The organism is Glaciecola sp. G7-5 (assembly GCF_055808975.1).
Genome location: NZ_CM147892.1, coordinates 1,448,461 through 1,472,897, shown reverse-complemented (window position 1 = coordinate 1,472,897; position 24,437 = coordinate 1,448,461). Strand labels below are relative to the sequence as shown.

Sequence of the window (24,437 nt, the reverse complement as noted above, 5' to 3'; positions counted from 1 at the left end):
ATTTACATAATGGGTATATTATATTTAAAAACACACAAACAGCAATCAACTATACTAGGAACAACATAATGATTATTGATTACAGACGCAACACGAGAACACCGAAAAACAAAGTAGCACAGGCTATATCCATAGCGCTTTTCCCGCTTTTACTAGGGTCAAGCAATATAGCCTACGCGCAAGACCAAGATGTTGCGGCAGATACAACAGAAGATGAAACAGAAGTTATTGAAGTTACAGGGTTTAGAGGAAGTGCAACAAGAACACTAAACGCAAAACGTTTTGCAAAAAATATTACCGATGGGATATTTGCAGAAGACATGGGTAAGATGCCCGATGAAAATATCGCAGAAGCGATGCAAAGAATAACAGGCATTGGCATTGAAAATGTTGATGGCGAAGGCAGCACAATTACCATCCGTGGTGTAGAAGGTAGTTTTAACAATGTAAAAATGAACGGCGTTACCATGAATAGTACAGGTGACGACAACGCAGTTGATTTTTCTAGTATGTCTGCAGATATGCTCAAGTCAATTGAAGTCATAAAAACGCCTAGTGCCAATCAAGATGAAGGTAGTTTAGGCGGCACAGTCAAGCTCAGCACATGGAAGCCGCTAGACATCAAAGATAAAAAAGTCCAATTATCGGTACAAGCAAAATACAATGATTTAGCCGAAAAAACCGATATAAAAGTGTCTGGCTCATTTGGTCAAAACTATTTAGATAATAAATTTGGCATAACAGCCGCCTTCTTTTACGACCGACGCTACTCTCGCCTTGATAAACAAACAAACTATGGCTGGGCATACCGAAATACAACCGCGACTGATTATGCAACAGGCGAAGTTTATGGCGTTATCAGCAGTTTTGAACCAACTGGCGTCGAAAAAAACATTCAGTTGTTAGACCGGCTTCGCGTAGGTGGCACAACAACACTTCAATATAGCCCCACCGAAAACAATAGTGTTTGGTTAGACGTGTCGTTTTCACGCCAAACAAAAGATTCTTTACAACATCAAATGCGCATTACAGGTTTGCGAGCAGATAACCTTTGGGATGCAGAGTCGGCAACCTCCTTTGTTAGTCATAATGATGTTGCTAGTGGTAATATTTTATCCAGAAAACAAGAGACCACAAGTGACTCAACCGTGATTGGTTTAAATTACCAACACGTGTTATTTGATGGTGATTGGACCTTAAATGCAAGCCTAGGTTACAGCGCAACTAAAGACTATTGGCCGGTAAATCGCCGACTAAACTACAACGCCGCAACGGTTAGGGAGCCTGCAACATCTTCATGGGTAGATGAAAGCGGCAATATATTACTTGGGCCTATTTTTACTTTCGAAGAAACCGGTGACTCACATTGGAACGCCGAAACCTTGCCCCTAGCGCAAATATGGTTTGACGAACGTGACGCCGACAACGACAGTTATTCATTTCAAGTAGATATGGAAGGTGATGTTGATTTGGGGCCTATCGTGAGCGTCGCTTTTGGCGCCAAGTGGTATAAAAACGATAGAGCCTCTCAAGTTACGTCTTTTTCAACGAGCTTAGAAGCGGGTGTGGTTGAATATTTAGCTGACAACGCTGATGTATTTCCTGCAGACAATTTTATGCAACGGGTGGATGGCGTGCAGGGCGGAAGCTGGCCTGTACCTAACATGGTAGACATATTTGATAGATACTTTGCTAACCCTGAGATAGAACAAGACGAATTGGGCACAGGTTCGTCCGAATTTGAAACCCTTGCTGCTTACGTAATGGCTAACTTTGATATGTTAGATGGCAAGCTCAGTGGAGATTTTGGTGTTCGCGTTGTAGAAACTAAAAACTGGTCACGAGGAAACTCGGGTTACCGCTTCCCAGCAAATGCAACGCCAACACAACTTACCGTTGCTAGTGAAGGCGGCAATACATATACAAACGTTTTACCAAGCTTTAATGCGCGATATTTGCTTTCCCAAGAAATGCTTTTACGTTTTAGTGCAGCACAAGTAATGGCAAGACCAAAAGCATCTAAGTTAAGACCAGGCAACAACATCATTCTGCAAAATAGAGCAAATCCAAGAGCCATAGCCGGTAACCCATTTTTAGACCCGACCTTAGCAAACACCTTTGATGTATCATGGGAATGGTATTTCCAAGACACCGCGATGGTCTCGGCAGCTGCTTTTTATAAGGATATTGACTCATTAACCTACACCAAAACAGAAGAAGTGACCTTCCCCTGTCCAGAAGAGGTTACGGACTTAACCTTGTGTAACTTGCTAATAGATTTGGAGACAACAACCTCGGTCAATGGTGATGGTGGTTTTGTTAAAGGCCTAGAATTGTCCTATCAACAAGACTTCAGCTTTTTACCTGGTTTTTGGCAGTATTTCGGTACTATCGTGAATTATACCTACACCGATAGTGAAGCGACCTTTGTTGATGCTGAGCAAGACGCAGGTACATCAGAATTGCTAAGTGGATTTCCTTTGCAAAATACATCAAAGGATACCGTTAATACTACGTTGTACTGGGAAAATCAGGCTTGGTCTGCACGTTTAGCTTATAACTATCGTTCTGAAAGGCTCGTAGATCCAGTAAATCAAAGCGGTTCCATATGGGCTGATGCGCGCTCAACAGTCGATTTTTCTGGACGATATAAAGCCAGTAAAAATTTATCTTTCACATTGGCCATCACCAACCTTACAGACACCTATGATCGCACCTTTATTACTCGCTTATTGGAGCAACCCAATCCAGGTGCCGGTTTACCACCAATTTTGACAGAGGGTAACGCCTTAGAAAACGACGTACCCACATGGAGAACGTATCAAATGTCTCATAGCGGTAGAGACATTAGATTAGGGCTTAACTACAAATTCTAATTTGTAGTTAATAGGTAAATTAACGGCCTTTGTTAGTTTTATTCGAAATATGTAAATTTTGCGTAAAGGCGCTAGGCCGTTTTATTTTTGAGAGTATGATTGCGCTCGCTCGCCGTTGACAGTAAACGCTGCGTTTATTATTACCGAACGATGCAATAAACAATTGTATAAAATAATGAACAAGTAGAGAGATAAAAAAATGATTTTAAGAATAATGACACTAGCTGCAATTTTAACGGTTTCTAGCTTATCTGTGGCTGTTGAGAAAAAAGAAAAGAAAGAATTCGTTCCGTCTGAAAAAAGTTGTGCCAAGATTGTCAAGATGATCGAAAAGGCAGGTGACAACGAGAAGAAATTAAAAAACCTTCAAAAGCGCCAAGAAAAGTGCGTTGAAGCTGGTTTTTAATAGCGTCTAACACCCGTATTACAAAGCAAAGCGGAATCAAAGGGAATCAAAGGGTCAGGGAATCAAAGGGTCAGAGTCCTTGGTCCTAGTTCCGCTTTTTCTTTTTCCACGTACCACCATAGACATAAGTGTTACTGCTGGCTTTTAATGTTTGCTGACAGGCTTGGCACAAAAACATCCATGGCTCGGTAGCAGAGCTACGCACGCGAAATAGCTTGCTTGCAATAACTCGGCAGCGGCCGCAGGCTTTATCTCTTCGTTCTCTTGATATACTTCCCATCTTGCAATAGCTTATATTATCTTAGCAAGCGCAACCGCACTTGCTGAACCTTTACCGATAAGCACACCCCACCATTTCATAAGGCGTGAGGGTTGTGTGGTCATAGACTGCAACGCCTCTTGCTTGTGGTGACGTTCATCTGCGTGGTAGTTCTTCATTTTTTTCATAAATGAAACCATAACAGGGTGTGCATCGGTGCGTAATCGTTCTATTTGCGTGCGATAATGTTCGTCTACGAAAGATTCCACGCAATAAATGGTGTAAAAAACATAGTTTTTGCCGAATAAGGCCGGAACGGCACCTGTTATAAATCCAGCAACAGCCCAGAACAAAAGCAGCAAACTTCCCCTGAAGTGATGAATAATCTGCTCAAACCCTTCTAGATGCTGCTTTTCAGTATTTAGATGTTGTTGAGCAAACTTAACGACATCATCATCCATTATTAACCAATTCACAGCGAGTATTCCACGGTAAATCCAGACCGCCCCGGTCTCACCAGCGTGGCTAGCTCTCAGCTCTGCTTTACTTAATGATGATAGCGCTGTTGGCTTTGCTGTTTCCATATTCGTCCTAACTTTATCTATGTACATTTTTTACCGCGAAAAATATAAGTAGATCAGCGCCGATAGCTGAGAAAGCAGAATTGCCGATACGAGCGTAAATTATTAGGTACGAGGTCTGAAAAGGTGGTTCATACTTCTAATGATGTGTTTGCCGCATTTAATCAGTACCGTTTGTTTTCCTCATTAGACTCTTTACTGTGTTGTAGTTCAAAATCCTATTCCAAGCTAAATCTTTGATCTCTATCAATAATTAAACCTTAGCGTATTGTATATTTGTTTAACCATGTTCTTGCATTTTGCACTAACGCTAACCTATATAGAGACTTACCAATGAAAATCTATCCAAAATTGATTGCTTTTTTTATTGGCGCTCTCACTGCGCCAACTTGGGCAATGCCCATTACATCCCTACCAGGAGCCATTCAAGATTCAGGGTACGTTGGCAACCCCTCTTGTTGTATTGACGTTGCTGCTATTAATTTATTAGCACATGTCGCGGAACAGCAGCCGCAACTAGGCATCGATGTTACCGATGTTGGAGGTGCTCAAGAGGACTTCCATAGCCTATGGGATTCAAGCGGCGACGAAAATGCTGGATCTGCGTCAAACCTCACATCAGCCATGGCTTCGATGCTGCAAAGATGGGATCTTACTGCTGATATTAAAACTTTTTCAGGGTCTCGATTGACCTATGAGAACTTAACCAACGAGTGGTTAGATGATGAGTTAATAATTCTGTTAATGTTCGATCAAGATGGAAATGGTCACGCGGTAAATCTCTGGGGAATGGATCTTGACGCTGACCCAACCGTCGAACCAAATGATCCAGATTATGATTCAGCACCAGCAATACAGATAGTAGACCCAAATGTCCATCCGAATGCAGAGTCTCACGACTGGGAACAAGACGTAAACAATGATGGGACTGTAGAAACTTTTTCAGCACCTGGTGAAGCAACAGCAACCACAGTAGAGATGAGTGTTACTCAAAACTCTGACAATTCCCAAATTTGGTCCTATATTCAAATTGCTGGCGAGCACACCTATGAAGACCAAGTAACATTACCAGAGGGTACCTATACAGCTTCAGAAACCATAACTTGGCCTGAGCTTACGTATACTATTAAGGGCTTTGTTTCAGTATCTGATATAACAGAAGTTCCAGCACCTCTAACATTTTGGCTATTTGCTACTACCATCCCATTCATTTTGTACTGTCGCAGAGAATCAAAGGGTAAGAGTCAGACCCCTTAATCTCTTACCACAGCGCTGCTTTCATCGTCATTATGTTGAAACGCTCCAGTTGCTAGAAACATTTTAACCTGCTTGATGACATCGTCATTTCGCATAAGAAAAGGGTGCGAAACTGGGACAATAATATGATCAGCCATTCCTTTAAGCTTCGTGTTTTCCACTGATACTTTGCCGTCATCAGGATTTGGAAGCATTAGAGAAAGGATAGGATTTATCGTTGAGCTGCCGGCTATTATTCCTACAGGGTAAGTGACTGCCCCAAGTATGTTTGGAACACTTGTTTTATCGGTGCCTAATTCCAAACCCGCTGGGCCATTAATAAATTTAAAACCCAGCACATTCTTGAGCTTATCAACAACTTCGCTTCCTTTATTTGGCGGACCTAACATGACCACTCTGCCTAGTTGTTCTAGTTTGTTATCGCTTAAATATTTACGCAGTACAATCCCACCAAGGGAATGAGTCACAAAATTTATAACTGCGTTAGGTTTACATTGAGCTATTGCATTAGGAAGGAAGTCTGTAGCTAACTTTTCAATATTATACTTGGTTGAAGGATAGTCAAAATTCACGACATCATATCCAGCGTCTGTAAGTTTCGTCTCCATTTTGCTCATAGAACTATCGCTACGAGCCATACCGTGAAGTAATACAACACACTCTTCAGCCATAGACGATGCGCTAGATAAGTAAAAAATTAAAATTAATAAGCTTTTCTTCATAGTCTATCCTCGACATTGCGCGCTAACTACCATTCCGGTGTTCGATGAAAGCGCTTATTAAGCATTTTGTATCTTTTCAATTTCTTGCCAAATACTTTCACAAAGATTTGGCCTATATACTGATTCGCGAAATACTTTATGCTCTGATTTGTACATATTTAGAAAATTTTCGTCTTGAATCCTAATACATGCTCTCATGTTAGCTAGCCGGTCAGCAGCCTTTACTAACAAGGCAAGAGACTCCTCACCTTTGACTAGAGCCATTTTTCTATACGTTGCTGCTTTGCGTATTTTTCTTGTTTCACCCGGCTCATCGCTTAAGATAGAAACGCACCTAGCTACCAAAGAGCCAAATTCTTTTTCGATGTCTTCCTCGGTACGGTCGGTATCTTCAACTACGTCGTGTAAATATGCTATTACCTCAGCTTGTTCCCCATATTTGCGAGCTATTTTAGCAACCTCGTCTAAATGGACAGAATAAGGATAGTCGCCATATTTTTGAGCGCCGTGAGCCTTATTAGCGTAGCATCTAGCTTCTTCTTTCATAGTGGGCTTCTGTTGATTTTCTAGCACTTAGTATGAAGTGGAAAATTGTAACTACAAGAAATTTTTACTTTGCGAAAACCTTCTCCTTTATCCATTTTACTAGCTTACTATTTTTTTAGTAATAACCCCTATGACTTTTCCGCGCTTACTATGGATGCCCGGTATAAAGGTTTAGTTAGCATGGCTGAGCGGCAAGAATCAAATGAAGCGCAATCAACGGTATCGATTTAGGGTCTGGAAATGCCGTAGCGCTTAGGGCAAATTATCGTTTTTAACCCGCTCTAAAAAAGGATCTGCCCAGTCAGTTCCTAAATAAGCTACCAAGTCGCCTCTTTAATGCTAGGTAAAGTGCCTTGGATTGGAATTAAAATTGTTCGCGCCAATGAAATGTTCGGTCGTCCCCACGATATAGACCAAAACGAATGATTGCGGAAGGATTTTCATCAAACGAACCATCTACAAGATTACCAGGATCGCTCCAGTTATAGCGCAACCATGCATCTGTGTCATAGGTCAATTTAACCTCGCCCTGCTTTCCTTCACCAGGCGCTGTTAATGAAACCTCTGTTTCGCCAGAAATGAAACTCGAAAGTCCCGGCTCGAAAAGTGACGTAGTTGCTGGCATAAGACTTATATCTGTGATGGTTGCATTGGCGCTAGGATCTATTGACGTAAAATGGTCGAGTCGATTTGTTATAAAAGTATTTCCGTCCCAATATTGAGCATACATAGGGGCCGCTATTGGGTGAGTTTCTGGGCCAAATGCGTTTTCGATAAATAAACGTCCAAACCTGACTTCCTCGCCACTAGGATTCAAACTCAACAAACCGTTGGTATCGTCGCTATCTGTATCTACGCCCAAAACCGAATCCGCATCTTCAAGTCCATTGATAATAAGCGATATATTGCCTATAAAAGGCGCCACCAATGCGTTTGCATTGCGTGTGTATGTATAATGATCGTTGCTTGAGAATGTGAAGGTGGCGACACCATCCTCTGCATCCATATTAAGCGCTTGCAAACTAGCACTCAGCGTAACTTTATTAATACCGTCTGCACCTAACTGCAAATTGTCACTGCTTGGTATAACTTTATCCGCGCTGTCTACTGCTAACTTCATGAAGGTATCTGCGTAATTTCGCATGGTGCTGCCAGACAGCGACTTTGCAGTAGCAGTAAATTGCGGCTCAATAAGATAGCCTAACTTTCCTTCGCTAGTGTTTGAAGTTTGCATTTGCCCAGTGTAGACGAAACCATTACCACTGCTGAGTATACCATTCTCGGTTATTTGTAAATCAAAATGACTGGGCGTAAAACGACCAAGATTTTCACTCGTTCCAGAAGGAACTGTTTGACCAAAATAAGCGGCTGTTGGTGGAGTAGCAGTAATCGTAAATACGCCAACTTCTGACACAGTTTGCGTGTTTTCTATATTTTTTCCCTCATCACTATCAGTGATACTCACCGTTGTTACACCAAGTGACACGGGGTTACCTAGCAATGGCGCAACAGTTTGAATAGACAAAGGAATATCATTCATTTTAAAATTAGGTGTGATGCTGTTGTCACTACAGGACGCCGCTACCGCTAGATTGAATTCTTCACCTGCTTTTTTAAATACCGAACAATTAGCATCACCACTAACACACTGAGCCTCTTCATCTGGACTATACACAAGTATTTTTGCTGGGCTAACAACCGCAACGACACTAGAGGGTGATAAACCATTGTTAGCAGGATCGCTTACGTCTATAGAGATTTTTCCTGCATCTCTATAACTAAAGCTCAAGGTAGCACTTCCATTGGCGTCAAAAGTAATATTTCTATTTTGCACAGCCCCGCTTGCTGCCATTGCAGTGCCGTCTAGCATAGGCAAAATAGTACCATTCGTAGGATTTTCATAATTGAAAGTAAAATCTATAGGCTGATTTCCATTATATGCACTTGAGCAACTGGTGCTGGTGTCACTCATTTTTACGGCTCGAATACTTAGTTCAGCGCTTTCACATGATTGATGATTTTCGAGGCTAACAACATAGCCTCCTTCTGAAAACTCTATGTCGCAACTTGGACTGCAGCTCGTAGGTTCAGTCGTGCTTATGTCAGGAGTGGCATCAATCGTAATTAACCCAGCATCGGTATGAGTCAACTCTACTTCTGCGCTTTGCTGAGCCGGAATTAAGATAGTACTTTGACTCCAACTCGAGTTCATATGGGTTGACGATAGCGTAACATTTACATCAACTTGCGCTAGAGAATCACAGGCGGCATCAACACAGGCTTTGAGCGTCATGGATAGCGGGCTGCAAGTTAGCGCATTGTTATCATGCTCAATTTGAATATGATGTAATGGAGCAGTACATGGCCTCGTTTGATTCATTAGGGAGTTTATTTGAGATGGCTGCAAAGCAATTGCTTTGAAATTTACTTCATCTATCGCTCCAGCAAACACATTATTCTGGTTGAAAGAAGAATATAGGTTTGCAATATAAAATTTGCCATTGGTATCGGGAATTTCAGCACTCGACTCAGAGAAAGTGCCGTCCAATTGACCATTCACGTATAAACTTACTCTTTCGGACTCCCCTTTACTGCCATCGTAAACAATCGCTATATGGTACCAAGTGTCGATACTGAAACTGGTATTGGAAACAAATCTATCGTCATCACCAACAATGTCCACGTTTAACTTATTGCCGCTACTATTATTGAAAAATGCAGCTAAAGATCTGACGCCATCTGTATCTCCTTGTTTCGAAAATATACCGCGGCTGTCACCACCATTGGTTTGCGAAATACTATTAGGTTTAATCCATGCCGCCACCGTGAATTTTGAAAGTTCATCCAAGCCATCACCGTTAGCAATTTCAACGTAGTCGTCGACACCATCAAACTCTCCGTAAGTACAAGTGCCAGGGTCGCCAACTAATGCTGGCTCCGATTGCGCAATAGTCGGTAAACCACCATTGTTCACGCCTATTGCTTTTCCATGGTAGCCACCGCTAGTGCTATCTTGTACTTCATTTGAAGAACCGCTCCACACACCATCTTCCATGCGCCATTGCGCAGTTTTACAAACACCAGTAAAGGCACCAAAATCAGTCGCCCTTATATAATCCCGATGACCATGATTATTCAAGCTGTGAAAACGTAAAACACCGACACTGGTTGGCTCGAAGTCGAATATTTGCGATGTCGTGATATTTTCAGCACTAAAAATATAACTTGGGCCTGTTGCAGTGCCCAATAATTTAAAATCTGCCATACCGATATAATCAGCATCGCCATGATTGTTGATAGTCTTAATTCGAACACCAAGCACATCAGCGACTTGGTCTTCAGTATCCAACTCTATGGATTGAACTTGCGAGCTTTGAGTAAGTGAAAAGGTGGTGGATGGAACAACTGACGGACCAATTATATTAAACTCCCTCATCCCAATATAATCAGCATCACCATAATTGCTAATGCTGATTAGTTTGACCGCCGTTACATCAACAGGGACATCACCAGAGTCTAGAATAAAGACTTGTTCATCTGAGTTCATCTGCGCAACAAACGTTTTACTCGTCGTTATTGATGGGCCTAATAATTTAAATTCTTTTGCGCCAATATAGTCAGGATCGCCGTGGTTGTTGATAGTAATCAATTTCACATCTGTTACGTTTACTGGAATTTCATCGCTATCAATCTCGAAGGTTTCTCCATTGCCTTGCATGGCAGCACTAAAAGTATAGCTTTTGCTGACTGAATCACCTTGTATTCTAAATTCTTTAGCACCAATATAATCAGGATCGCCATGGTTATTAATTGTTCGTAAGCGCACATCAGTTACATTAATGGGTTGCGAGGCACTGTCTAAAACAAAGGTTTCTCCGGTTCCGTTCATAGCGGCACTAAAAGTGTGTGATGGGCCTACGGCGTTACCTAAAAAAGTTATTTCACGTGCGCCCGTGTAAGAAGCGTCACCGTAGTTTGTTAATGTTCGAATTTGTATAGCGGTTACGTTACTGTATTGAGATAGAGACCAGGTCTGTAAATCGGCATTCATATTGGCAGTAAATATAGTGCCGCCCTGAGGAGATGAAACGGTTTGCCATGCACCGTTTGAAATTTGTATATCAATTTCAAAGGTCTGTATTGATATATCGTTTGTACCAAAGTTAATAAATTGTATTGAATCTAAATTAATGTTGTCACCGCTTATACCATCGCCGTCGGTGTCAAAGGTAAAAGCAAGAGTGTTGCTTGCCTTTGACGACAACCATAAACTATTTGCATCTCCATCATGGAGGTTTTTGGCGGCATAATTCGTAGAATTTAATTCACTATCGGTAACACTTAAACTGCCGCCATTAGCGGAATTTGAGAAAGCAAAGTTAGGATCTCCTGCAGCAGTGCCGGGCACTGGCAATTTTACCCAATTTGAGTTGGACGCAGTTTTCACTTCAACTTGAAAATCTTTAACGGCTCTGTCGTCACTACCATAATTTGCGAGATAGAAACTTTCGAAAGAGAAGTAATCATTAGAAGTGCTTGTGACTCCATCACCATCAATATCGAATTGGAAGTCTAACGTATTGTTTGATTTACTCGATAACCAACGACTATTCATGTCTCCGTCATGGATATTAGCCGCAGCCCAAGAACTCGTATTATGTTGGCTGTCTATGTTGACTAAGCTGCCGCCATGATGAGACAGAACAAAGTTAAAATTAGGGCTTCCAGGCGCTGAACCAGGTACAGCAATTTTTTTCCATGTTGTGTTGCTTGATGTTTTAACAGCAAGCTGAAAGTCTTTAATCGCTCTATCATCGGCACCGTAATTTTGGAGAAAAAATCTATCAAAGGTAAATTGATCAGATGGCTCTGCTTCAATGTCGTTATCATTTATATCAAACTGGAAGGCTAAGGTATTGTTTCCTTTAGAACTCAACCATCTAGAATTGGCATCACCGTCATGAAGATTAGCGGCCGCCCATGAGCTTGAATTGTGTTGACTATCTATTTCTGTTAAAACGGCACCATGGTGAGAAAGCGCAAAGTTAAAGTCTGTTTGTCCAATGGATGCGCCAGGTACGTTTATTTTTTCCCATGCAGGGTTAGACAAGGTTTGTACTGCAACTTGAAATTCTTTTACAGAACGGTCGTCACTGCCGTAGTTCTGAATACTAAATTGATTTATATTGAAAAGATCATCGCTGTCACCATCTGCACCGCTTGTGCCATTATTATTTGGGTCAAAAGTAAACTCGATTATGTTGTTTGTTTTGTTGCTTAACCAGCGACTATTCGCATCGCCATCATGTATATTTGCTGCAGCCCAACTACTCGTATTGTGTTGACTGTCGATGGCGCCTATTACGCCACCGTTATCTTTCCTAGTATAAATATATGAGGAGTCGCCAGCAACTGAACCTGGGACCTCTAATTTCACCCAGTTTATACCGTCCTGTGTTACTTCTACTTGAAAATCTTTGACCGAACGATCATCGTTACCATAGTTTATGATTTCAAATTCGCTTATGTGGATTGAATTGTCTGCAACACTGTCCCAATCAGAATCAAAATTATATTCTAAAGTATTATTTGACTTATTCGACAACCATATAGAGTTGATATTACCGTCGTTTAGATTCTTTGCTCCCCAATTACTGCTATTAAGTTGACTGTCAATTGACACCAGCCGAGCACCTTGAGCCCAACTTAAATAATCAAGTTTTTGCGTTGGGTTAGCATCTGCAACTATGGGTCTCCAACCTTCTTCGCCTGAATCCGCACTTAGGGACTCATCGATGGCGCTAAGCAACATAAATTGATTTACAGAAGTTGAGTCGTAACCATAATTGCGTAATTCAAATCCAGCTAAACATAATAATTCATTGCTATCACTCAATAAAAAGTTTAAATCATTTGTAAGCGAAGACGATAACCAATGAGTACTTGCATTTTCATCTAGCAAATTACTGGCAGCCCAAGTGGAATTGTCATGTTGACTGTCAATTAAAGTCAGCGTTGAGGTATTTAATACATTTGCTCGAACATGCTCTGTAATTAGAGCAAGCACAACTATGATGGTGAAGAAAAAGAATGGTTTTTTCATCGATGGAGTCTAAGGCTTTTCAGCTTGAAATAGTTATCAGATTTTATACTTGTGTATATTACTAATATAAATTGGAGATAAAACGTCATGCTTAAGCCTATAATATTATTTATCTGTACCGCACTGTTGCTATCTTGCAGTCAAGGCGATAAAGATAATCAAAGCGCATCAAATTTAGATGAACAACTTAGGTCTTTAACGGCCGCACAGCAAAATAATAGAGCCTTAAGGGAGCAAAAATTAATAAAATCCAGTCAACTGATGGAACTTGCGGAAAATAAGGTTTTACTTGAAGATATGGAGCATGAAAGAACAAGCTCTGAGATTGAGCTTCTAGAGCAAGCTGCATCTATAAAAGAGCAACAAGAAATATTACTGCTTGAGGCGGCAGAGCGTCGAAGAAAAGACATTAACGAAAAAACTCAGTACTGATGAAAGGTTTTGGTGTCGCCGAAACTAAAAGTTCAAAGGTACAAATAACCTATAAAGATATCTTTTATATTTTGCGTATAAAACTAAAACATACACGCGCTTTTTAAGAAGCCGAATCAAGCTCAATTTAGTCCTCTAAGCTCCTGTATCTATTATAATAAATAACGTTTCCACGAAAGCTCATATAAAGCTCTTTATTTCCTTTCTTTGTAATCTTAACTTTACATGAATGATAAAGTGTCGTTTGCGAACAACATTAAAGGTAGTTTTATATGTAAAGATACTGTAAATTTTGTATGAAGTTCTAGAAACTCATGTGAAGAAAGTGGATACTAAGCTCAAGCAACTGTATTAATTTTCACAATCAAAAGCCTTGTTAAAGCGCTAGCAAAAACAAGGACACAGTCGTCTATCTCTTTAAGAGTTTGCATTAGGCGTACGATACGCGAGGGATGAATGGCCAAAAGTAACAAAGTAACACCTATCACAATACTGATTAGTTTAGCGGTATTGGTTTTATGCGTGGCCTTCATAATGCCCTTCGATGGTGTTAGTGGCGAGGGTGTTACGCGTTTTTTAGGCCGATTTCATGTTTTGGTCTTACATTTTCCGATTACCCTAATCGTACTCATACCTATCCTAGAATTTATTATTCGCAAAAAACAAATTGAGAATATGTCAGAAATCATCCTATATATTTGGTGGTTTGCGAGTATTTCCGTTTCCGCTACGGTGTTATTAGGGATGACCTTAGCGTCAAATGAAGGCTTTAGTTTTGAGGAAATCCAAAGTCACCTAGTTGCCGGTATTGCGGTGGCGATGCTGACCTTCATATGCACAGGCTTAAAGCACTCATCGCTTAGAAACCGCGTCAAAGCGCTTAGTATTGTATATGCGCTGTCGACAGTGACCTTAGTCGTGACCTTATTTATTGCAGCACATGCTGGTGGTAATTTGGTGCATGGTGAAACTTACTTAACACGCTATGCGCCCAGTGCAATCAAATCATGGCTACCTGAAGAGAAAAAGGCGATAGATTTAGCACAGGTTGAAGACCAACATTTTGTTGAAAACGTGCAGCCCTTATTAGAACAATATTGTTTTGGATGTCATGGTCAAGACCAGCAAAAAGGCGGCATTCAGCTATCGGTGCTAAACCCTGATTTTGTTACAGGGCATGACGCTCCCCAATGGCATGCAGCATTGGATATGATCAACAGTGGTGAAATGCCGCCAGCAAAAAAACAACAGCCCAGTAATAAAGAAAGGCAGCTAATTGTTGACTGGATGACAAAGGGCATCGCGCTGGCAAAAGAGAGTAAAAAAGGAAAAAGTAAGCAAGTTATTCAGCGCCTCACCAAACAACAATATACCAACACCCTACAAGACTTATTAGGCGTAAAAATTGATTTTGGCAGTGAGCTCCCCGACGATCCCTTATCGGAAATTGGCTTTAGTAACAACGCTGAGCTTTTAAGTTCTTCTACTTTGCATTTAGAGACCTTTCAAAAAATCGCTCGAAATGCCCTTGACCAAGCTATCAACATTGGTGAAAAACCTGCTGTAAGCCACTATCGAATGCATTTTGGAAAAGGAATTGGTAAAGGACAGCCCAACACGACCTCTAGAGGTTATTTAGATTTACCCATCGATGGAGATGACTTTTTCGTCGAAATTTTATCAAGTGACGGCAAGGCGAAAGCAGAACAAAGCACCGACGAGTTAAAACGCTATTTTAGCGCTAGCCTTCGAGGCTCTGACCCAAAAAGACTGCAAATCAAAAGTGAAGGAATTACCTTACTTTCGGCCTTACCGCATGTAGAAACAACAGAAGGCGGTAAATATGGCGCGTGGCATGGTCCTTCTCCTAATCTTGCTATGCAAATTAAAGATCAATATCCAAGTGAGGGCGACTTCGCCATTAGAGTTAAAGCATCTAAAGGAGAGGCTTTCAAATTCCCTTTGATCAATGCCACGGCACTAGCAAAAGCGAAGTCTTTGGTTAATTTAGACGAAAACAATAAACCCATTCAACAAACTAAAACGGGCAGAAACACTCTGATTTTGCCAAGCACTAAATTTACCAATGTACAGGGCTTGGTTAAATCTACTAAATTAGCGAGCACCCTCATTCCTGACAATAACAGTGCGCATATTTCAGGAGAAGCAAAGCTAAAAGTGCCTCGCAGAGGGTCTGATTATTTTCAAATCGACCTGGTTCATCCTGAGGTTACATCCGATGCGATGAGCAGTGTGACAGTTACCATTAATGACGATATAACCTTTAATGCGCCAATACGCCCAACGGGTCAGGCGGCGCCTGGCGAAATTGTTAGTTCGAGTATTGGCGTTGCCTTTTTGATTCGTGACAAAACGCTAAAAGTCAGCATTAACAGTGACGTTAACTTTTCAGGTTTTAGCTATATTGTTTTCACTAAAATTAATAGCGATAACAAAAACGTTAAGGCCTTAAAACTTGATTATTATGACAACAGCAAATTTGCCGATGCGAAAGCTGAACTTATTCCCTATATAGGGACGCGAACCGACGATGGCATGGACTACAAAACCTTTACTGAAAGCGTAACCGTCACCAATACTAAAGACGACGAAAAAGTTTATAGCTTCTACGGCCGCTTAGAAAATTTACCCATACCTCCTCATGGTACAGAAGGTAATCACATCACCAGCAGTAGCTTAAAAGTTGGCCTATGGAACAACAACTTAGTTAAAAATGACACCGATTTAGGTAGCTCATTGCATGTTGATTATATTGAGTTTGAAGCCCCTTATTTTGAGAAGTGGCCGAGTCAATCTCATCAAGATATCTTTGTTGATTCCAAGCACTCTGACCCCACCGATTATGCACAAGAAATTCTAGAGAATTTTATAAGCAAGGCTTACAGAAGACCCGTTTCTGAGGACGAGCTAGCGTTATATATGGACTACTGGTTGAGCATTAAAGACGACTACCCTGTTTTTGAAGAAAGCATTAAAGAAACCTTAGTCGTGGTGTTGTCCTCAACAAGCTTTCTTTATTTAGCGCAACCTGATCAAGACCTTATGCTTGCCGAGGATAAGACGGCTCAAGAGGCGAATAATCAATATGCGCTCGCAAGTCGTTTGTCTTATTTTTTATGGAACTCACCACCTGACAGCGAGTTGATGAATTTAGCCAAGCAAGGGCAACTTACTTCGCAGTTATCAGGGCAGATTCAGCGTATGTTAGCTGACGATAAGGTAATGAAATTTATCAAAGTATTTACCAGCCAATGGTTGCGCTTAGATAGACAACAAAACCAAACTGTTGATGTGTCGACTTACCCAGATTATACCCGTTTTGTGAAACAGGATATGGCCTTAGAAACTCAGCATTACTTTAAGACTTTGCTTCAAGAAAACTTGTCGGTGCTAAATGTGGTTGATTCAGACTTTACTATGTTGAATCAAAATTTAGCAGAGTTTTATGGCATTGATGATGTTTACGGTAGTCAATTTACTAAGGTTTCGTTAAATGAGAATCACGGCAGAAGTGGTTTGTTATCACAAGGCGCTTTTTTAACCGGTCATGCTGATGGCGTGCATAGCCACCCTGTCAAACGCGCCGTTTGGTTGAAAGAAAAAATACTAGGCGATAAACCGCCACCACCTCCGCCTAATGTGCCAGATTTAGATCCTGAAACACCGGGTTTTGAAAACCTGACCTTAAAGCAGCAATTAGAACTACACAGAGATAAAGAGTCATGCCGTGACTGTCACGCTAAAATCGACCCTTATGGTGTTGTATTTGAAAAATATGATGCAGTGGGCCGCATACGCGATAACTACAAAGGAGCAGCAATAGACGACCAAGTATTTTTGCCAAACGGCACGTCTATAAAAGGTGTAAGCGAAATTAAAAACTATTTATTGGCTGAGCAACAAGATCAAGTCGCTTTATCTGTGATTAAGCATTTATACGCTTATGCCCTTGGTAAAGAAGTTAGTTTTCATGATGAAGATTTACTGAATGAAATCTTAAACAAAGCAAAAAATGATGATTATCAGATGCAAACCATCATAAACGCTATTGTTGAAAGCCAAGCATTTGTATATGCCAATAACAATCCAAGTGAGGGGTAATAAACATGAATTATCACAAAGGGTTTAGTCTCAAACGCAGAACCTTTTTAAAAGGTGCCGGTGTTGTTGCTTGCTTGCCGTTTTTAGAGTGTATGGCAAAAACACTTCCTAACGCTGGGCAACGTGCATCTGCGCCTAAACGTATGTGTTTTATTTCAACCCCTAACGGTGTTTCGCTACCAGGTGAAAATTCACAATACAAGCAATGGAATTGGTTCCCTTTTGGCGAAGGTAGAAATTACGAACTAACCAATGTTTTATCTTCTCTTGCCCCTTTTAGAAAAGATATGTCGATTATTGGCGGCTTGAGTCATCCAAGATCGCGAAAATTATTAGGCCATATCGCGGGCGATACTTTTTTAACTGCCGGTGATGTTAGAGGAGACTACAATAATAGTATTTCTGTGGATCAGCTTGCTGCATCCATTAAGCAACACAACACCCGCTATCGCTCACTGGTTTTATCTGCAGACGGCGGTGTGGGTTTTAAATCAAGAGCATCAACCTTATCGTTTAATGCACGGGGTGATGCCATACCATCTGAGCACAACCACCGGCTCATATTCGAACGCTACTTCTCTATAAACGGCAATAGTAGTTCTGCTGAGCGCAAGAAAAGCTTGCAGCGCGACCAAAAAGTGGTCGACTTATTACTTGAAGATGCAAAACGCTTACAAAAGAAACTTGGCGTTAATGACCAAGAAAAAATAACCCAACACCTCGATTCATTAAGTGATTTGGAAAGCCAAATAAAACGTAACGAGGCATGGCTTAATATTCCCTTAGCTGATTTTAGTAGTGACCACATAGATTTAGCGGTTGACGCAAAAATTGATCCCCAAGCCTACATTCGCACCATGTTTGATTTAATCGTTTTAGCATTTCAATTAGATTTAACCGAGGTAGCCTCGTATATGATCTCTCGTGAAGACGGCATGGGATTAGGTGATGCCTACCCTAAAATTGCCTTGGGCATGAAAAAAGGCCATCACCAAATCAGTCACGATAAAGCGACAGGCCATTGGCAAGAATGGGGGCAGTACGACCAATGGTTAGCAAGCCATTTTAGTTATTTTATTGAACGCATGGCAAACACCGAAGATCAGTTTGGCTCTTTGCTCGACAACACCCAAGTATTATACGGTAACCCTTGTAGCAGCACCCACAACGCACGTAACTGTCCGTTAATACTTGCTGGTGGCAAAAATATGGGCTTACAGCATGGCAGCTTCCATAAGTTTTCAGACGAGGTTCATATGTCTAATTTGTTCGTCAAAATGCTGAACGCTGCCAAGGTACCAACTAAACATTTCGCCGATAGCAATGAACATACAGCCGGATTAGACAAGCTGTTTTCAGTGTAAATCTAGCCCAATTAGAATAAAAAACAAACAGTGAGAAAAACGATGGAAGTAAACCCAAAAGTGGCCGCAGCAGAATTTATCGCTCCTGCAGAAACAAAACCAAGAATCATTTCACCCGGCTTATTATGGCCATTTGTGTTAATTACCGCTTGTTTTGCTTTATGGGGTGCGGCGAATAATATGACCGACCTTCTGGTGCCGGCTTTTCAGCAAGTGCTAAGTATGAGCCAATTTCAATCATCGTTTATTCAATCTGCTTTTTACGGTGCATACTTTTGTATGGCCTTGCCAGCTGCCTACCTAATTCAAAAATATAGTTATAAAAACGGTGTATTGACGGGCCTAACGGTTTACGCTGCCGGCGCTATTTTGTGCTATCCCGCCAGCCAAGCAATGAGTTTTGAATTCTTTTTACTCGCCTTTTATGTTTTTGCTGCAGGTTGCGCCATTTTAGAAACCGTTGCTGCACCTTACATCATGTCAATGGGCCCTGAAGAAACCGCGACCCAACGCATAAACCTAGCACAAGCCTTTAATCCAATTGGTGTATTGATGGGTGTGTTTTTAGGTAAAGAAGTCATTTTGAAAGGATTAAATGCGGCGACCGAATCAGACCGAGCAGCAATGTCGGCAGAGGCATTAAACAACATCCAAGCGCAAGAGTTAGGCAACGTAGTGACCGCATATATTATAGTTGCGCTAGTCGCCCTAAGCCTCGCTGCGATTATATTTATTACGCGATTCCCTGTGGCGAAGTCGGGCGAAAAATTTGGCAGTTTAAAAGCGTCGTTTAATCGTTTGAAAAGCAACACTAACTGGAAGTTTGCCGTGGTGGCTCAGTTTTTCTATGTGGGTTGTCAAATTGGTGTTTGGACTTATGCGATAAAGTACATAATGGATAATCTTTCAGGCATCAGCAGTGTGGCAGAAGCGGGTGACTACGTGTTTTATGGTTTATGCGTTTATACCTGCTTTCGCTTTATTTGTACGTTTTTAATGACCTACATCAGGCCCACACGTTTGCTCACCATCATGGCGAGTCTAGCCATCGTATTGGTCAGCATTGCAGTTTTTGTTGGTGGTGACATTGGCACTTACGCGCTGCTTGGCTGTTTTTCATGTATGTCACTTATGTTCCCAACCATTTACGGGTTGGGCTTAACGGGTGTTGGTGAAGATCGTAAACTGGGCGGGTCTTTCATCATTATGGCTATTTTAGGCGGTGCTATTTTAGTGCCGTTACAAGGCTGGATTATTGATCAAACCGGTAACGTCAATATAAGTTATTTATTACCACTGGCTTGCTTTACTGTAGTTTTAGTTTTCAGCATTTTTGCGCGTAAACGAGAAATCGCTTTAGGGTTTGAGCACGATTCAATTTAAGATAAACAGCAGAAAAGTAAAAATGAAACTAATAACAAGCGCACTACTAAGCACTTCGATTGTGATGAGCACGGCAGATATAGCCATCGCTGCCGCTCCCTCTGCGACGCTCGATGAGCTCAAAACAGCCGGTGCGCTTCATTCTAAGTACAAAATCAAACAGGCTAAGTCGCTAGACGCAGGCCCTCCTGAACCGGATTTGGCTACCTTTCAAAACGAGATTGAACCAATCTTAAAAGAAACTTGCTACAGCTGTCATGGCGAGAAAAAGCAAAAAGCCGATTTTCGAATGGATACACTCGATCCAAACCTAACACGCGGTGATGATGTTGACTGGTGGCTTGAAGTTGTAGACGTATTGAGTAACGGTGAAATGCCACCCGTAGATGAAGAAGACGAACAAGAAACACCTGAGATGGCCGGTGAAGACCGCAGTAAAGTGATTGATTGGCTCTCAGATGAAATTCAACTAGCTTCACAGATACGCCGAAGCGAAGGCGGGCATTCATCATTTCGCAGAATGACAAGCTATGAATACAACTACGCCTTACAAGATTTGCTAGGGCTTCCTTTAGCATTTTCAAATGACCTGCCACCTGACCCGGCATCTGAAGACGGTTTCAAAAACAGCTCTGAAATGCTAAAAATTTCGCCTCAACAATACAGCACTTACCTCGAGTTAAACCGTAGTGCCTTAAATAGAGCAACTGTACGTGGCGAGCAACCGCAAATGTTGTATTGGGGAATATCAGCTAAGCAAGCAGCAACGAGAAAAGTGAAAACACGTGCGCAGCTCGATGCTGAGCTTCAGCAAACAGTAGAAAACGCCGAGGTAATTGAGCAAGAAGCAAAAGAAGATACCAAGCTAGCAAAGGCTCCAGTAGCGAAAGCGCCAAAAAGAACAAACAAAGTTCGAAAAGACCAAACGCATTATTTCAACACAAGCACCGGTGAACATTTCCCCGCTAAATGGAATTTTCGCCGAGCGCTGAATGCATGGACACCTTCAACAACGGCCCCTGAAGTACCTGCGCCATCTGACTATATTGCCGTGCTTCCAGCAGGGCGACAAATGGTGGTTGAACTTGGAAATAAGTTACCCGATGAAGGCATCATGCGCGTGCGTGTACGAGCGTCAAAAATGTCAAATGAGCCTCATCTTGTGCCAAGACTTGCACTGGAATTTGGCTGGCAAGGTAGTAACAACTCAAAAGGCTCTGTTCGCATTAGTGAGCAAGACTTAGTCATTGATGCAGCGCCGGGTGAGCCCACATTTTATCAATGGGATATTCACCTAAGTGATGTATACCCTCGTAATCCTGTTCGCAAAACAGTGGCATTGGGCGCCCCAAAATTAACCAATCCATCAGAATATATTCGGCTTCATAATACCTCATTTGAAAAAGGCGCAGATATTCAATTTGATTATGTAGAAGTAGCATCGCCCGTTTATGAGCAATGGCCACCGGCGTCCCATAAGAATGTATTTATCGCGTCTACTAATACAGAGAACGAAAGCGCCTATGTAAGAGAAATTTTATGTCAATTTATGCCACGAGCGTGGAGACGGCAAATTAGCGATGCTCAACTAGATGCAAAAGTAAAATACTTTGAGCGTATTCGTCCTAATTCTGAAGATTTCCAACAAGCCGTAATAGAAGTGCTAGCCACCGTGTTGTCGTCTCCAAGATTTTTGTATTTGGTACAAACAGCGCCATCTGAATCAGATACGACTCTCGCCCTTGACGACTACGAACTGGCCAATCGCTTAGCTATGTTTCTTTGGTCTAGTATTCCCGACCAAGAGTTACTTGATTTAGCGGCCAAAGGAGAGCTAAGCAATACAAAGCAACTGGTTCAGCAAACCAAGCGAATGCTTAAAGACCCGCGCCGCGAACGGTTCTCAAAGCATTTTGTCAGGCAGTGGTTAGATATGGATTTGCTTGATTTTTTAACGGTCAATAAAACCGAATACCCCGATTTTAGAGAAAGTCTACAAGAAGCAATGAAACAAGAACCCATTGCGTTCTTTGAAGAAGTGTTACATAACAACCATAGTGTGATGGATTTTCTTCATGCCGATTACGCCATCGTTAACCAAGAGTTAGCGCAGCATTACGGAATGGAAGGTATATACGGGCAGGCTTTTCAAAAGGTCGAGCTTAAGCCAAATGATATAAGAGGTGGCATACTCACCCAAGCAGGTTTGTTGGCAATGAACTCAGACGGTGCAGACTCTAACCCCTTAAAGCGTGGTATCTGGTTATTAGAAAGTGTGTTGAACGACCCACCGCCGCCTGCTCCACCGGTAGTACCTGAAATAGATTTGACCGACCCCGACATTCTCAAGTTAACGCTTAAGGAGCGTATGGAGGATCATAGAAACGATCCTGCTTGTATGTCGTGTCATGCGAAAATTGACCCCTGGGGTATTGCAATGGAAAACTTCGATGCAACTGGCAATTGGCGCGATGAAATAAATGGCAAGACGGTAGATGCCACGAGTTTACTCTTTAATAAAGAGAAGCTCGACGGTATTGACGGACTTAAACGCTATTTACTCACTAACCGACAAGACCAATTCACCTCGGCCATGGTAAATAAAATGGCGACTTTCGCACTTGGCCGACCGCTGAGCTTTTCAGACCGAGCAAATATCGAAAGTATTACTGCCGACCTTAGAATGCAAGGTGACGGGCTTGAAACACTAGTCATACTGCTGGTGACTAGTGACATTTTTAAAACGAAATAGCATTTGCTAATGATGAGTGCTCGCTAGACGAATGACTGCCCATTGGGTAAATTAATAAGCTACAACAAGGTGGGATTACATATGACTAAAAAACTCAACAACCTTGACCGCAGGAAGTTTCTTCGTGGACTCGGTGGTTTTGCACTTGCATTACCCGCGTTTGAAACCTTTTCTAGTATAGATAACTTAGCTGGCAGCCCTTCTAGTCGTAAGCGTTTAGCCTGCTTTTATATACCCAATGGTGTGCCCATGCCACGCGAGGACGATCCTGCCTATCAAGATTGGTCTTGGTTCCCACATGGGTCGGGTAGCGATTTCACCTTCAGTAAATGCTTAAGTCCACTTGCACCCTTGCGTGATCAACTAACGATTCTTTCAGGTTTTTCTCACCCCTCTGCTCGCAGCGTGCATGGCCATTCAAATGCCGATCAGTTTTTAACAGGTGCAAATACAGGCGGTGCGGGTGATTATAAAAATGCGATATCCATTGACCAAGTGTATGCAGAGCATGTTGGTGAGCATACCCGCTTTTCATCGCTTGTGATGTCGACAGATGGCGGTACAGGTACTCCTCGGGGCGCCCATACAATGTCTTTTGATCGCAATGGTCGAGCGATTCCAGCCCAAAATAAACCCAAACGTATTTTTGATGAGCTATTTGTTAAGGATGATGGAAATGCTGCTAGACGTTTAGCACTTAGTACCAGCGCACTTGATGAACTGATGAACGATGCCCGCACGCTACGCGGCGATTTATCTAGCAACGACAAACATAGCCTTGATGAGTTTCTGCATTCTGTGCGTGAAACTGAGCGTAAAGTAGAGAAAGCTGGGCGTTGGATGGATGTTCCGCTACCCAGTGTAGACGCCAGCCACTTAAATTTGGATATCACGCCGGATGATCCGCAAAACTATATTCAAACGATGTATGAATTGATTTACCTCGCCTTTAAAACAGACTCAACTCGCGTGGCAACCTACATGCTAGGAAAAGAGCTTGGTGCTGGCATTAGTGATTATCTTGCGCGGGCAGTGGGTTTTCCGCTAACACATAAGCTCTCGCATCAAACAAAATATCCAGATGGCTGGAAGAATTTTGGCATTTATAACCGCTTTCAGGCCGAAGAGTTTGGGCGCTTTGTGGCCAAGCTTAAGTCGACACCTGAACCACTAGGTGATGGCAACATGCTCGACAACACTTTGCTTTTGTTTGGTTCGGCCTCAAGTGCTTTCCATCTCTCTCAAAATTATCCATTAATACTGGCTGGGGGTAAATCTATGGGCTTTAAGCATGGGCAATACTACAACCATGCCGGTGCCAACGCTTATCGCGGCGCATGGGCGCCAGGCGACCCTGAGCCCTATAAAATGGATAACATAAAGGGCGACAAACCACTGTCTAACTTGTATCTAACAATGCTTCAAAAGTTAGGTGTGAAAACAAGAAACTTCGCCGACAGCACAGGAACCGTCCGCGGGGTTTAATGCTGTTCGGTTAACATAAAATTCAAACATATCCGTCATTCCCGCGGAGGCGGGAATCTGCCAACACATCCTTTAACTATCTGATTTTACTATGTTCCAAGGAGGTTCCCGCCTCCGCGGGAATGACGTTTTGATGGCTTTTTGCTTAA

13 protein-coding genes are annotated in these 24,437 nt (G+C 42.0%); 9 read left to right on the top strand and 4 right to left on the bottom strand.

The genetic code is table 11. From position 1 onward, the window contains the following. Positions 1-68: 68 nt before the first annotated feature. Together AC0L6H_RS06320 and AC0L6H_RS06315 are read left to right on the top strand one after the other, a co-directional pair. Positions 69-2,876, top strand: coding sequence for a TonB-dependent receptor (locus AC0L6H_RS06320; protein WP_473393240.1), 2,808 nt, complete (start codon positions 69-71; stop codon positions 2,874-2,876). Positions 2,877-3,075: 199 nt separating this feature from the next. Continuing rightward, positions 3,076-3,282, top strand: coding sequence for a hypothetical protein (locus AC0L6H_RS06315; protein ID WP_473393239.1), 207 nt, complete (start codon positions 3,076-3,078; stop codon positions 3,280-3,282). A gap of 291 nt (positions 3,283-3,573) precedes the next feature. On the opposite strand, the gene AC0L6H_RS06310 is transcribed toward AC0L6H_RS06315, so the two are convergent. Beyond that, positions 3,574-4,125 carry a demethoxyubiquinone hydroxylase family protein gene (locus AC0L6H_RS06310; RefSeq protein WP_473393237.1) on the bottom strand — a complete coding sequence of 184 codons (552 nt, stop codon included), beginning with the start codon at positions 4,123-4,125 and terminating at the stop codon, positions 3,574-3,576. Positions 4,126-4,455: 330 nt separating this feature from the next. Here AC0L6H_RS06310 and AC0L6H_RS06305 point away from each other — a divergent pair, with 330 nt between their 5' ends. After that, positions 4,456-5,379 (top strand): hypothetical protein, encoded by a 924-nt coding sequence (locus AC0L6H_RS06305; protein WP_473393236.1) that lies wholly within the window; start codon positions 4,456-4,458, stop codon positions 5,377-5,379. Here the strand turns inward: AC0L6H_RS06305 and AC0L6H_RS06300 are convergent. The 3 genes from AC0L6H_RS06300 to AC0L6H_RS06290 form a co-directional block, all read right to left on the bottom strand. Further along, a complete protein-coding gene (locus AC0L6H_RS06300; RefSeq protein WP_473393235.1) occupies positions 5,376-6,101 on the bottom strand; it encodes an alpha/beta hydrolase in 726 nt (241 codons plus the stop codon). The two genes, AC0L6H_RS06305 and AC0L6H_RS06300, sit on opposite strands and share 4 nt — an antisense overlap. A gap of 57 nt (positions 6,102-6,158) precedes the next feature. After that, on the bottom strand, positions 6,159-6,647 hold the full coding sequence (locus AC0L6H_RS06295; RefSeq protein WP_473393234.1) for an HD domain-containing protein: 489 nt from the start codon (positions 6,645-6,647) through the stop codon (positions 6,159-6,161). A 364-nt stretch (positions 6,648-7,011) separates the two neighbouring features. Continuing rightward, complete coding sequence (locus tag AC0L6H_RS06290; RefSeq protein ID WP_473393233.1) at positions 7,012-12,750, bottom strand: DUF6701 domain-containing protein; 5,739 nt, start codon at positions 12,748-12,750, stop codon at positions 7,012-7,014. Between the two features lie 87 nt (positions 12,751-12,837). Here AC0L6H_RS06290 and AC0L6H_RS06285 point away from each other — a divergent pair, with 87 nt between their 5' ends. The 6 genes from AC0L6H_RS06285 (at position 12,838) to AC0L6H_RS06260 (ending at position 24,288) form a co-directional block, all read left to right on the top strand. Then, positions 12,838-13,182, top strand: a complete 345-nt coding sequence (locus tag AC0L6H_RS06285) for a hypothetical protein (RefSeq protein ID WP_473393232.1) — start codon at positions 12,838-12,840, stop codon at positions 13,180-13,182. Between the two features lie 456 nt (positions 13,183-13,638). After that, a complete protein-coding gene (locus AC0L6H_RS06280; protein WP_473393231.1) occupies positions 13,639-17,304 on the top strand; it encodes a DUF1592 domain-containing protein in 3,666 nt (1,221 codons plus the stop codon). Between the two features lie 5 nt (positions 17,305-17,309). Then, complete coding sequence (locus AC0L6H_RS06275; RefSeq protein WP_473393230.1) at positions 17,310-18,668, top strand: DUF1552 domain-containing protein; 1,359 nt, start codon at positions 17,310-17,312, stop codon at positions 18,666-18,668. A 42-nt stretch (positions 18,669-18,710) separates the two neighbouring features. Further along, a complete protein-coding gene (gene fucP / locus AC0L6H_RS06270; protein WP_473393229.1) occupies positions 18,711-20,051 on the top strand; it encodes an L-fucose:H+ symporter permease in 1,341 nt (446 codons plus the stop codon). A gap of 22 nt (positions 20,052-20,073) precedes the next feature. Then, positions 20,074-22,803 (top strand): DUF1592 domain-containing protein, encoded by a 2,730-nt coding sequence (locus tag AC0L6H_RS06265; protein WP_473393227.1) that lies wholly within the window; start codon positions 20,074-20,076, stop codon positions 22,801-22,803. A gap of 81 nt (positions 22,804-22,884) precedes the next feature. Further along, a complete protein-coding gene (locus AC0L6H_RS06260; protein WP_473393226.1) occupies positions 22,885-24,288 on the top strand; it encodes a DUF1552 domain-containing protein in 1,404 nt (467 codons plus the stop codon). Positions 24,289-24,437: the final 149 nt, after the last annotated feature.